The sequence below is a fragment of the Uliginosibacterium sangjuense genome, assembly GCF_059132465.1.
The window spans coordinates 3,580,892-3,592,451 of record NZ_CP101132.1 but is presented as its reverse complement, the minus strand read 5'-3'; the positions used below and the strand labels follow the sequence as shown (position 1 = coordinate 3,592,451).

The following is an 11,560-nucleotide window of genomic DNA, read 5'->3' as shown; positions in this document are numbered from 1 at the left end:
ACGCATGAAGATCGCAAGGGAGCGGAAATGGGAAAGCTGACCACGCATGTGCTCGACACCGCCAGCGGCAAGCCTGCCGCCGGCATGCGTTTCGCCCTGCGCCGAGCCGGCGAAGGTGCGCCCATCCTGAGTGGCGCGACCAATGCCGATGGCCGATGCGACGCACCCCTGCTGGCAGGAGACGATCTCCTGCCGGGGTGTTACGAGCTGGCATTCGAGGTTGGCGCGTACTTCCGCGCACAAGGCCTGGATCTGCCCGAGCCGCCATTTCTCGACGTGGTGCCCCTGGCTTTCGGGGTGGCCGATGCGAATGCGCACTACCATGTGCCGCTCTTGGTGTCGCCGTGGGCGTACAGCACCTACCGAGGGAGCTGACATGCAAATTGCGTCGCTCGATCACCTGGTTCTGACGGTGGCCGACGTGGCCGCGACCTGTGCTTTCTACGAACGTGTGCTGGGCATGCAGGTGGTCACCTTCGGGGATCAGCGCAAGGCTCTGCAGTTCGGTCAGCAGAAGATCAACCTGCACCAGCATGGCAAGGAATTCGAGCCCAAGGCTGCACACCCCATGCCAGGGTCGGCGGATCTGTGCTTCATCACGAGTACGCCGCTGGCGCAGGTGATCACACATCTCGAAGCCTGCCAGATCCAGATCATCGAAGGGCCGGTGAAGCGCACCGGCGCTCGCGGGCCGATCCTGTCGGTCTATCTGCGTGATCCGGACCAGAACCTGATCGAGATATCCAACTACATGGATGCCGCTCCCTAGGGAAGGCGTCACACATGCGCGCACGACGAAATCGGCGTTAGAGTCGGGTCGTGCGATCCCGGCGCCAAAACGGGATCGACGATAAGGGAGTTTCACTTGGATACCGCATACCTCATCGATGCCGCCAGCATGCTGCTGCGCTGGCTGCACCTGATCGTGGGCATTGCCTGGATTGGCGCCTCGTTCTATTTCGTGTGGCTGGATAACAGCCTCAAGCCGCCCAAGGACCCGAAGCTGATCGAAGACGGTGTCGGCGGTGAGCTGTGGGCCATGCACGGCGGCGGTTTCTACAACCCGCAGAAGTACGCCAACACCCCCAAGCACCTGCCCGAAGACCTGCACTTCTTCTTCTGGCCCAGCTACACCACCTGGATCACCGGCTTCCTGCTGATCTCGGTGATGTACTACTTCCAGGCCGCGACCTACATGGTCGATCCCGCGGTTTCCAGCCTCACGCCGGGGCAGGCCGTCGGCGTCGGCCTGGCGACCCTGGCCATCGGTTGGGTCGTCTACGATCAGCTTGCGCGCCTGCTGATCGAGCGCAGCCAGTTGCTGTTCGCCGTGATCTACGTCGCCTTCGTAGCCGTCGTCGCCTACGTGCTGTGCCACCTGCTGTCGGGTCGTGCAGCCTACATCCACGTCGGCGCGATGATCGCCACCACGATGAGCGCCAACGTCTTCTTCTGGATCATCCCGGCGCAGCGGCGCCAGGTTGCGGTCATGAAAGAGGGCGGCGAGGTGCCGGCGATCTGGGGCAAGCGCGCCAAGCAGCGCAGCTACCACAACAACTACCTGACCCTGCCGGTGCTGTTCTCGATGATCAGCAACCACTACGCCAGCACCTACAACCATGCCTGGAACTGGCTGGTGCTGGTCTTGATCATGCTGGGCGCGGTGCTGATCCGCCACTTCTTCAACCTGCGCCACAAGGGCCTCAATCGCTGGGAGTTCCCGATTGCGGGGATGGCGATCATCCTCGGTGTCCTGGTCTGGATCGCGCCCAAGCCGGTCCAGGTGGAGGCCGGCAAGCCGGCGCCGTCGATGGCCGAGGTCAAGGCGATCATGGACGCGCGCTGCGTGGCCTGCCATGCCGAGAAGCCGACCCTGATGCCGGTGGCACAGATGGGCGTGATGCTCGACAACGAGGCACGTATCAAGCAGTACGCCCAGCGCATCTACGAGCGCTCGGTGCAGCTCAAGACCATGCCGTTGGGTAATGTGACGCAGATGACTGATGCCGAGCGCGAGACGTTGGCGGCCTGGTTTCATGCGGGTGTGAAGTAGCCGGCTGCCGTCATTCCTGCGAAAGCAGGAATCCAGTGTCGTTTGGTGAGACCGGCTCGGGCGTAGGATGAAGCAAAGTCGCTGGGTCCCTGCCCCCGATCAGGTAGAGGGCAGGCTCTGCGCAGGGACGACGGCGTTGGATGGGGCACCGCCGCCCATCACTCCTGCGCAGGCCGGTATCCCGTGGCATTCGACGCGCGCAGCCAGGGGCGGAAGCCTGTTTGCCGGGGCTCTACAGTGTCGGAAAGCACGGCGAAACGGAGAGTGAATATGATGACGAATGACTACCCTCGCGACCTCGTCGGCTACGGCCGCAACCCACCGCATGCCCAGTGGCCCGGTCGCGCGAAGATCGCGGTGCAGTTCGTCCTGAACTACGAGGAGGGCGGCGAGAACTCGGTGCTGCATGGTGACGCCGGCAGTGAGCAGTTTCTGTCCGAGATGTTCAGCCCGCCGGCCTTCCCGGATCGCCACATGTCCATGGAAGGTATTTACGAATATGGCTCGCGCACCGGCGTGTGGCGCATCCTGCGCGAGTTCGAGCGGCGCGGCCTGCCGCTCACTGTGTTCGGCGTGTCGATGGCGCTGCAGCGTCATCCGGAGCTCACCGCGGCCTTCAAGGCGCTGGGCCATGAGATCGCCTGCCACGGCTGGCGCTGGATCAGTTACCAGAACATCGACGAGGCCACCGAGCGCGAGCACATGCGCATCGGCATGGAGATCATTGAGCGCCTGACCGGCGAGCGCGCGCTGGGCTGGTATACCGGCCGCGACTCGCCCAACACGCACCGCCTGGTGGCGGACTACGGCGGCTTCCTCTACGACAGCGACTACTACGGTGATGACCTGCCGTTCTGGATGCCCGTGCGGAAAACGGACGGCAGCATGACCCAGCAGCTCATCGTGCCCTACACGCTGGACGTCAATGACATGCGCTTCGCGCTGCCGCAGGGTTACTCGCAGGGGCAGGACTTCTTCACCTACCTGCGCGACAGTTTCGATGTGTTGTATGCCGAGGGCGAGGACTGCCCGAAGATGATGAGCATCGGCATGCACTGCCGCCTGCTCGGCCGGCCGGGGCGCATGAAGGCGCTGATCGACTTCCTCGACCACATCGAGCGGCATGACCGCGTGTGGGTCGCGCGGCGCATCGACATCGCGCGTCACTGGCGCGACAAATTCCCAGCGCCCTGAACGCCTGCGGGGCGATGGCGGGGCGGAGTATGCTGGGCGCTTTCCGCCTGGAGGGCTGCGCCATGCCAACCTGGGACGAGAAGCAGTACCTCAAGTTTGCCGACGAGCGCACGCGGCCGGCGCGCGAACTGCTGGCACGCGTGCCGCTGGGCGCGCCACGCCACGTGGTGGATCTCGGCTGCGGCCCCGGCAATTCGACCGTGCTATTGCGCGAGCGTTGGCCGCAGGCGCGTGTCGTCGGCGTAGACAACTCGCCCCAGATGTTGGTGCGTGCGCGCCAGGACATGCCCGACCTGGAATGGGTCGAAGCCGACATTGCTGCCTGGGTGCCGGATGGCGCGCCGGACCTCATCTTCGCCAATGCCTCGCTGCAATGGTTGCCGGACCACGCGGCGTTGATGCCGCGCCTGTTCGGCCTGCTGCCCCCGGGGGGCGTGCTGGCCGTGCAGATGCCGGACAGTTTCGACGAGCCCAGCCACGCCTGGATGCGCCAGTTGCCGGGGCCGTGGACCGAGTTGTTGCAGGCGGTGCGGCAAGGGCCGCGCGTGCTGCGCGCCAGCGACTATTACGATCTGCTGGCGCCGCAGGCGGGCCATGTCGACATCTGGAGTACGCGCTATGAGCATGTCATGGCCGATGCGGCGGCCATCGTGGAGTGGGTCAAGGGCACCGGCCTGCGCCCCTATCTCGAAGCGCTGCCGGCCGGGATGCGCGAGGCCTATGAGGCGGCCTATCGCACGGCCATCGACCAGGCCTATCCACCGCGCGCGGACGGTGGCCGCCTGTTCTCCTTCCCGCGCCTGTTCTTCATCGCGCAGCGCTGAGCACGTGGCGACGGTGATCGCTCAGGCAAGCTGACCGCGCGCGATCTCGGCGAGACGCTTGATCGCGGTCTCGGTCTCCGCGCCGAAGGGCTGGCAGCAGTTGATGCGCACGTAGTTGTCGTAGCGGTCGCTGTTGGAGAAGATCCAGCCCGGCGCCACGCGAATGCCCTCGCGCAGCGCGGTCTCGAACAACACGCGCGGCTGGCGCAGCGGGGGCAACTGGATCCACAGCAGCATGCCCCCCTCGGGCAATGACAGGCGTGTGCCAGCCGGGAAGTGGCTGGCGATGGATTCGGCCATCTGCTCGCGTCGCGTGTGCAGCAGGCGGCGCAGGCGCGTGAGGTGGCGTTCGTAGGCCGCGCTGCCCATGAACTCGGCCAGGGCGAGCTGTGGCAGCGTCGCATTGGGCCGGCTCTGCGCATACTTGAGCATGCGAATGCGGGCCTGCCAGCGCCCACCGGCCACCCAGCCCAGGCGCATGCCGGGGGCCAGGGTCTTGTGCAGCGAGGCGCAGTGGATCACCTGGCCGCGCTCGTCCCAGGACTTGATCGCACGCAGCGGCGTCTCGTCGCCCAGCGCGCCATAGGTGTCGTCCTCGATCAGCGGGATGTCGTAGCGCTCGCACAGTGCCAGCAGGCGCTGCTTTTCCATGTCTGGCATCACGCTGCCGAGCGGATTCTGGAAGTTCGGGATCACCACCACCGCCTTGAGGCTGGCCTGCGTCTGCAGTGCTAGCTCCAGCGCGTCGACCGACAGGCCACTGCGTGGGCTGGTGGGAATCTCCAGCGCACGCAGGCCCAGGCTCTGCAGGGTCTGCAGCAGGCCGAAGAAGACCGGTGACTCCACCGCCACCACGTCGCCCGGTTGCGTCACCGCGCGCAGCGCGAGGTTCATGGCCTCGGTGCAGCCGTGCGTGACCACGATGTCCTCGGCGGTCAGGCGCATGCCACCGCCTTCCAGCGCACGGCGGGCCAGCACGGCGCGGAATCCCGGGTCGCCATGAGTGGGCACCGGGCTCACCAAGACCTCGGGGCGCAGGCGCAGGGCGCGCGTGGCGGCCTGGCGCAAGGCCTCGGCCGGGTAGGCGTCGGGCGAGCCGAAGGCCTGGGCCAGGTTCAGGCGCAGGTTGTGCTGCTCGCACTGCACGATGAAGCTCGACACCCGCTCATGGATGCCCAGGTACTGCGCCGGGTCGGGCGCCACCACGCTGTCCGGCTCGCTGGCCGGCGCCAGCACGTTGCGACGCGGGCGCCGCACGAAGTAGCCGGCGCGTGGCCGCGCCTCCAGCCAGCCCTTGTCCTCCAGGTAGCGGCAGGCCTGCAGTGCGGTGCTGAGGCTCACATGATGCAGGCGGGTCAGGTTGCGCACCGAGGGCATGCGGTCGCCAGGCGACAGCGTGCCGGACTCGATGGCGCCCTGGTAGTGATCGGCCAGGCGCAGGTACAGCGGCTGGGATTCGGCGGTGGCAAGGTCCATGAACGATCTTCCAATGGGGATGAGCGGCAGAACAGATACAGATTTCGCTGAATTGGACAGTAACAGACCAGAACAGCGCCGCTTTGATCCGGTACACAAAGTGTGTTGCTGTGTCTGTTATGGCCACGCACGGAAGCTCAGCATGGAGCCATCGAATTCTTGTGCTGGAGTTTCATCATGCTGCGTCCCGAAATTGCCTCCACCCAAAGCCTGTCGGCTGGCGAGGGCCTGTCGCTGCGCTTGCCGCGCGGTGCCCGCCTGGTCTGCCTGGAGGGCTCGCTGAGCCTGGCCTACCCGCTGCAGAGCATGGCTGGCCGCGTGTTCGCACCGAGCGCGACCCTGCGCGCTGGCGAGCAGCAGAGCATGGAAGAGGAAACCTGCCTGGGCCTGCAGGCTGGCGGCAAGGGCGCTCGCCTGCTGTGCCTGCGCCCGGCGCCGGAGCCTTCGCTGAGCTTCCGGCTGCTGCGGGTGTGGCGTCGCTGGCTGGCTAGTCTGGAACTGGCATCGCGGATCTGATTGCCGTAGCCGGCTGAGTTGCCGCTTTGAGATAGGGGCGGCGAAGGCGCAGGAAGGGGCTTTCGATGAAGCGGTAGCTGGCCCAGGCCAGCGGCAACATCAACAGGAAGCCCCCGGCCGCCCAGGCACAGGCCAGATAGAAGTTGCCCAGTGCCATGATGTGCTGGTCAACGAAACGCGCCATGCCGAAGACGAAGAAGAAGTGCAGCAGGTAGATCGAGTAGGAGTACTCGCCGATCTTGCCCACAAAGCCGGACCAGCCGGTCCTGCTGAAGACGAAGGAGCTGTCGTACCAGGCGATGGCCGTGGCGAGCGCCAGCCCCTCCAGTGTTGGCAAGAGAATCCATAGAGGTTCGGGTGACGGGTAGCTGGGCATGCCGTAAAAGCCGCCACGCATATCGAAGACCCAGTAGCCGAGGCAGAAAATCGTCAGCAGCAGGCTGATCTGGAGATGCTTGCCTGTCAGGTGATGCCTGAGTGCAAACATCAGGATCCCAAGGGAAAACTGATCGATGCGGCCGATCAGTGTCCAGTAAGAAAGGCTTTGAATCTCGCCACGCTGCAGGTACAGCCCGGTGCGCAGAGACAGCGCTGCCGCAACAATTGACAGCAGGAGGACGGGCCTGCGTCGCTGCAGGTATAGCAACAGCGGAAGCAAAAGATAGAAATGCGCCTCAACGGTGAGCGACCAACCGCCGTTCGGCCAGGTTGGCAACAGCATGCCCTTGGCCATGTCGGAGGCGTAGCGGGACAGACTTTCGCCAGCCTGCCAGCGCTGCACACCCACGATCAGAATCACCACGAGAAGCAGCGGTAGCAGACGCAGTGCGCGATTCCACAGGAAGGCGCCGAACGCGATGCGGCGCCCGTCGAGCAGTTTGGCGAACAGGTAGCCACTGAGCGTCATGAACAGTGCGACGCCCACATGCCCTTCATCCAGCACAGCAAGCGGAAACACGCGAGGCGCGCCGCCGAACGCAATGGGATAGCCTGTACCTGCATGAATGAAGTGCCAGGTGAACACCATGAACGCGGCCAGTGCGCGGACATGGTCCAGGGCGATGAAGTGGGCGCCGGTGGAGGAGCGCATGCGGGTCGAGGTGGAGAACGAAAGGGCGGACTATGCCAGTCCGTGGCCTGATGCGGGAAGGTGCAGGTGTGGGCTGCAGCCTGGAGCGGTCAGCCGGTGCGCCAGGGCGGCTACCGCCGCCAGCAACTGGCCGACTCCAGCCTGCGCTGAGCGCACGGCCAGGCCAGGCGTGCGTGGCACGCCTGGCAGACATGTTGTCATCGCCCTTGGGGTGGGCTATAGCGAGATGACTGGTAATCCACAGCAAGGCTCGGGCGAAGAGCCTTCCCGCTCCACCCGCGACACGGCGAATGGATCATGGCCCTTCTCGCAAGCTTGTTCCGCCTGTTGTTCTTCCTTGCCTGCGGCATGCTGGCGGTATCGGCCCTGGCGCAGGATCGGCTGCGCCTCGTCACGCTCGAATATCCGCCCTACATCGTCAACGCGCCGGGCGGCGCCGAGGGCCTGGCCGCGTCCATCGTGCGCGAGGTTTTCTCACGCATGGGGCAACCCATCGACATCGAGTTCTACCCCTGGTCGCGTTCCTTGCGCATGCTGGCCAGTGGGGAGGCGGACGCCTTGTTCACCATCAAGCACACGGCGGAGCGGGAGCAGACCATGCTGTATCCGCGCGAGCCCCTGCTGAGCCAGGACTACGTCTTCTTCGTGCGCAAGGATTCACGCCTGCGCTTCGACGGAGATTTCGCGTCGCTCGCGCACGCAAGCCTCGGCCTGGTCAGGAACACCTCCTACGGCGCGCGTTTTGATTCCGCGCTGGCACGTGGCCGCTTCACCAAGCTGCAGTACGCCAACGACTACGAGCACATCTTCCGCATGCTGCTCGCCGGCCGCGTCGATGCCGTGATCTGCAGCCATCTTGTTGGGCTCAGCTTCCTGCGCCAGTTGAACGGGCTGGATCAGGTCATGGTCAGCGGGCCGCCAGCCGAAACTGCGGTCAGCTACCTCGTTTTTACGCGCGCCCGCGATACGCGCAAGCTGGCCGAGGCCTTTGACCAGGCCCTGGCGGCGATGCGGCGCGACGGCACGCTCACGCGTCTCGCCGCCCCTTATCGTTGAATGCCCTGGGGGCCTAGGGCTGGCGCGGTTCGCCGCCCAGCGCCAGGACCAGCGAGACGTGGTTGGAGAGGCGGTTGTAGCGGTTCTCGGCCAGCGCGTTCTCCGCCGCGCGGCGCTTCTCCTGCGCATCCAGCCAGGTCTGCAGGGTGACGGCGCCGGCGCGGTAGCGCACCTCTGTGAGGCGCTCCACCTCGCGCGCGGCGTCCAGCGAGCGCAGCAGCGCCTCGCCCTGGGCGGTGTACTGGCTGCGCGCGGACAAGGCGTTCTCCACGTCGCCCAGCGCCGCGTACAAGGTCTGCCGGAAGCTGGTGACGGCCAGTTCGTAGTCGGTCTGGGCGACCTGGATGTCGAGCTGGCGTGCGTTCCACTGCAGGAAGGGCAGGCTCAGCGTCGCGGCGAGGCTGGTCGCCGGATTCAGCAGGATCTGGCGCAGGCTGTCGCTGCTGCTGCCGAGGCTGCCGGTCAGGTTCAGGCTGGGGTAGAGCGCGGCGCGCGTGGCGTCGGCCGTGGCCAGCGTGCTGCGCAGGCGCAGCTCGGCCGCGCGCAGGTCGGGACGGCGCCCCAGCAGGCTCGCCGGCAGGCCGGCCTCCACCACCGGCAGGGCTTGCTCGGGCAGGGCTTGCGGGGCGGCAGCGGCCGGCGAATCGCCGTCGAACAGCAGGGCCAGCGCGGTCTGCGCCTCTTGCCGCTGCTGCAGCAACTGGGTGCGGCCGGCCTGCTGGCTGGCCAGGTTCTGCTCAGCTTGCAGCACCTCCAGGCCAGTGGCCGCGCCAGCGGCGCGTTGGGCGCGCACCAGTTCCAGCGTGCGCTGCGCGTAGGCCACGCTGGCCTCGCTCTGGCGGATGCGCTGGGCGAGGTAGCCCAACTGCCAGTACAGGCGCGCGGTGCTGCCGGTCAGCGACAGCGCGGTGCTTTCCTTGTCCTGTGCGCTGGCCTGCGCCTCCCATTCGGCCGCGTTGCGCTGGTTGCCGAGCTTGTTCCACAGATCCAGCTCCCAGCTCGCGCCCAGCGTGGCGTTGGCGCCGCGCGTGGTGCGCCCGGCGTCGCGCAGCGAGCTCTCCACGCTGTAGCCCACGCTGCCACTGAACTGGGGCGTCAGCGCATCGGCAGCCAGGCCGGCCTGCAAGCGGGCACGCTGCAGCTTCAGTGCGGCGTTGGCGAGATCGTTGTTGCGCGCCAGCGCCTGCGTCACCAGCGCGTCCAGTGCCGGGTCGTGGAAGGCCTGCCACCAGTTGTCAACGGCCTGGGGCGTCGCAGTGTGTGTGCCGCTGGTGCCCCGCCATTGCGCCGGCACTTGCGCGGCCGGGGTCTGGTAGGGCGTGTTCATGCTGCTGCAGGCCGTCAGGGTGATGGCGGCAAGCAGCGTCAAAGTGGGTTTGAATGCAAATGCCATGTTCATTCTCTGGCGAGCGCGTCGACCGGGTCGAGGCGTGCCGCGTTGCGGGCCGGCATGAAGCCGAAGGTGAGCCCGATCAGGGTGGAGCAGACGAAGGCGGCGACGATGGAGCCGGTCGAGTAGACCATGCTGAAATCCTTGACCGTCTCCTTGACGACGAAGCCGATGCCGCCAGCCAGCAGCACGCCCAGCACGCCACCGGCCAGGCATACCAGCACGGCCTCGATCAGGAACTGCTGCATGATGTCGCCCTGGCGCGCGCCGACCGCCATGCGCACGCCGATCTCGCGGGTGCGCTCGGTCACCGACACCAGCATGATGTTCATCACGCCGATGCCGCCCACGACCAGCGAGATCACCGCGATCAGCGAGATCAGCATGGCCATGGCGGCCGTGGTGCTCTCGATGGTCTGGCGGATGCTGTCGGAGTTGAAGGTGAAGAAGTCCTTGCGACCATGGCGTGTCTCCAGCAAGCGCTGGATGCCTTGCTCGGCGGCCGAGGTGGACTCGCCGTCGCGCACCCGCACGGTGATGCTGCGCAGGTAGTTCTGGCCGGTCATGCGGCCCATCGCGGTGGTGTAGGGCACCCAGATGTTCAGATTGTTGTTGTTGCCGAAGCCGCTCTCGCGCTTCTTGGTGACACCGATCACCCGCACCGGCACCTTGCCGAGCAGGATGATCTCGCCCACGACCCTGTCCTGCGGTGCGAACAGCTTGTTGCGGGTGTTGTCGTCGATCACCGCCTCCTGCGCCAGCGTCTGCTCGCTCTGTGCGTCGAAGCCGTGCCCCTCGGCCATCTCCAGGCCGCGCACGCGGAAGTACTGCTCGCCCACGCCGCTGACCTGCGCCGCGGCGGCGATGTTGCCGTGGCGCGCCGTCATCGAGCTGGCGACCATGGGCGTCACGCTGTCCACATAGCCTTGCTGCGCCAGGGCCTGCGCATCGGCCGGCATGAGCGTGCGAACGCCACCGGCGCGCTGATCGCCGAAGTCGCTGCCGGGATACACATCGATGGTGTTGGTGCCCATCGCGCGGATGTCTTTGAGAATGCGCTCCCGCGTGCCCTGGCCCAGGGCCACCACCGACACCACCGAGGCGATGCCGATGATGATGCCCAGCATGGTCAGGAAGCTGCGCATGCGGTGGCTGGCCAGCGCCAGCACCGACATGCTGAAGGCTTCGCCGAGGCGGTCGCGCAGACCGGCCCAGCGCGTCGCCACCGGCGTGCTGTCGGCGCGGCGCGGAGGTGGCGGCGGGGCGGCCTCGGGCTTGCGGCGGTCGGCCACGATGCGGCCGTCGCTGATCTCGATGATGCGCTCGGCATGCTGGGCGACCTGCATGTCGTGCGTCACGATGATGATGGTGTGGCCTTCGGCATGCAGCTCCTTGAGCAGGCGCATGACCTCGGCGCCGCTGTGGCTGTCGAGCGCGCCAGTGGGTTCGTCGGCGAGGATCACCTGGCCACCGTTCATGAGGGCGCGCGCGATCGACACCCGCTGCTGCTGGCCGCCGGAGAGCTGGCCCGGACGGTGGTGCATCCGCTCGCCCATGCCGAGGCGTTCGAGCAGGGCGCGGGCGCGCGCATGGCGCGCCTCGCGCTTGCTGCCGGCATACACGGCCGGGACTTCGGTGTTGCCCAGCGCGTCGAGGTCGGGCAGCAGGTGGTAGCGCTGGAAGATGAAGCCGAAGTGCTCGCGGCGCAGTTCGGCCAGCTCGTCGGGCTGCAGCGCGCCGGTCTCGCGGCCGGCGACGCGGTAGCTGCCTTCGCTGGGGCGGTCCAGGCAGCCCAGGATGTTCATCAGCGTGGACTTGCCGGAGCCCGAGGGGCCGACGATGGCGATCATCTCGCCGGCGCCGATGTCGAGATTTACATCGTCCAGCACACGAAGCTTGCCTTCGCCGGCGGGATAGTCGCGCGCGAGGCCGCGCAGTTCGAGGAGGGCGCTCATGCTACG

At 66.7% G+C, this 11,560-nt stretch carries 11 protein-coding genes; 7 read left to right on the top strand and 4 right to left on the bottom strand.

Features of this window, described 5'->3' with window-relative positions; translation table 11 throughout:
* The first annotated feature begins 27 nt into the window (after window positions 1-27).
* The 5 genes from uraH to tam all read left to right on the top strand — a co-directional run bounded on the left by uraH (window position 28) and on the right by tam (window position 4,071).
* Window positions 28-375 (top strand): hydroxyisourate hydrolase, encoded by a 348-nt coding sequence (uraH, locus tag NMB43_RS16495; RefSeq protein ID WP_494349254.1) that lies wholly within the window; start codon window positions 28-30, stop codon window positions 373-375.
* A 1-nt stretch (window position 376) separates the two neighbouring features.
* On the top strand, window positions 377-769 hold the full coding sequence (locus tag NMB43_RS16490; protein ID WP_494349253.1) for a VOC family protein: 393 nt from the start codon (window positions 377-379) through the stop codon (window positions 767-769).
* 96 nt (window positions 770-865) lie between these two features.
* Complete coding sequence (locus NMB43_RS16485) at window positions 866-2,053, top strand: urate hydroxylase PuuD (protein ID WP_494349252.1); 1,188 nt, start codon at window positions 866-868, stop codon at window positions 2,051-2,053.
* 273 nt (window positions 2,054-2,326) lie between these two features.
* Window positions 2,327-3,247 carry an allantoinase PuuE gene (gene puuE / locus NMB43_RS16480; protein WP_494352161.1) on the top strand — a complete coding sequence of 307 codons (921 nt, stop codon included), beginning with the start codon at window positions 2,327-2,329 and terminating at the stop codon, window positions 3,245-3,247.
* Between the two features lie 62 nt (window positions 3,248-3,309).
* Window positions 3,310-4,071: a trans-aconitate 2-methyltransferase gene (gene tam, locus NMB43_RS16475; RefSeq protein ID WP_494349251.1), complete on the top strand. Its 762-nt coding sequence runs from the start codon at window positions 3,310-3,312 to the stop codon at window positions 4,069-4,071.
* 21 nt (window positions 4,072-4,092) lie between these two features.
* Here tam and NMB43_RS16470 read toward each other — a convergent pair whose 3' ends face one another.
* On the bottom strand, window positions 4,093-5,547 hold the full coding sequence (locus tag NMB43_RS16470; protein ID WP_494349250.1) for an aminotransferase-like domain-containing protein: 1,455 nt from the start codon (window positions 5,545-5,547) through the stop codon (window positions 4,093-4,095).
* A 177-nt stretch (window positions 5,548-5,724) separates the two neighbouring features.
* Between NMB43_RS16470 and NMB43_RS16465 the strand changes: the two genes are divergently transcribed.
* Window positions 5,725-6,063, top strand: coding sequence for a hypothetical protein (locus NMB43_RS16465; protein WP_494349249.1), 339 nt, complete (start codon window positions 5,725-5,727; stop codon window positions 6,061-6,063).
* Here NMB43_RS16465 and NMB43_RS16460 read toward each other — a convergent pair.
* Window positions 6,035-7,153 (bottom strand): acyltransferase family protein, encoded by a 1,119-nt coding sequence (locus NMB43_RS16460; protein WP_494349248.1) that lies wholly within the window; start codon window positions 7,151-7,153, stop codon window positions 6,035-6,037. The two genes, NMB43_RS16465 and NMB43_RS16460, sit on opposite strands and share 29 nt — an antisense overlap.
* A gap of 297 nt (window positions 7,154-7,450) precedes the next feature.
* Here NMB43_RS16460 and NMB43_RS16455 point away from each other — a divergent pair, with 297 nt between their 5' ends.
* The gene (locus NMB43_RS16455) at window positions 7,451-8,209 is read left to right on the top strand and encodes a substrate-binding periplasmic protein (protein WP_494349247.1); all 759 of its coding nucleotides are present in this window, start codon (window positions 7,451-7,453) and stop codon (window positions 8,207-8,209) included.
* Between the two features lie 13 nt (window positions 8,210-8,222).
* On the opposite strand, the gene NMB43_RS16450 is transcribed toward NMB43_RS16455, so the two are convergent.
* Window positions 8,223-9,602: an efflux transporter outer membrane subunit gene (locus NMB43_RS16450; RefSeq protein WP_494349246.1), complete on the bottom strand. Its 1,380-nt coding sequence runs from the start codon at window positions 9,600-9,602 to the stop codon at window positions 8,223-8,225.
* A gap of 2 nt (window positions 9,603-9,604) precedes the next feature.
* On the bottom strand, window positions 9,605-11,554 hold the full coding sequence (locus NMB43_RS16445; RefSeq protein WP_494349245.1) for a MacB family efflux pump subunit: 1,950 nt from the start codon (window positions 11,552-11,554) through the stop codon (window positions 9,605-9,607).
* Between the last annotated feature and the right edge of the window lie 6 nt (window positions 11,555-11,560).

Coding starts and splice junctions, on each gene's coding strand:
- NMB43_RS16445 (WP_494349245.1), bottom strand. CDS start 11,554: ATGAGCGCCCTCCTCGAACTGCGCGGCCTCGCGCGCGACTATCCCGCC.
- NMB43_RS16465 (WP_494349249.1), top strand. CDS start 5,725: ATGCTGCGTCCCGAAATTGCCTCCACCCAAAGCCTGTCGGCTGGCGAG.
- NMB43_RS16450 (WP_494349246.1), bottom strand. CDS start 9,602: ATGGCATTTGCATTCAAACCCACTTTGACGCTGCTTGCCGCCATCACC.
- NMB43_RS16455 (WP_494349247.1), top strand. CDS start 7,451: ATGGCCCTTCTCGCAAGCTTGTTCCGCCTGTTGTTCTTCCTTGCCTGC.
- uraH (WP_494349254.1), top strand. CDS start 28: ATGGGAAAGCTGACCACGCATGTGCTCGACACCGCCAGCGGCAAGCCT.
- NMB43_RS16490 (WP_494349253.1), top strand. CDS start 377: ATGCAAATTGCGTCGCTCGATCACCTGGTTCTGACGGTGGCCGACGTG.
- tam (WP_494349251.1), top strand. CDS start 3,310: ATGCCAACCTGGGACGAGAAGCAGTACCTCAAGTTTGCCGACGAGCGC.
- puuE (WP_494352161.1), top strand. CDS start 2,327: ATGACGAATGACTACCCTCGCGACCTCGTCGGCTACGGCCGCAACCCA.
- NMB43_RS16460 (WP_494349248.1), bottom strand. CDS start 7,153: ATGCGCTCCTCCACCGGCGCCCACTTCATCGCCCTGGACCATGTCCGC.
- NMB43_RS16470 (WP_494349250.1), bottom strand. CDS start 5,547: ATGGACCTTGCCACCGCCGAATCCCAGCCGCTGTACCTGCGCCTGGCC.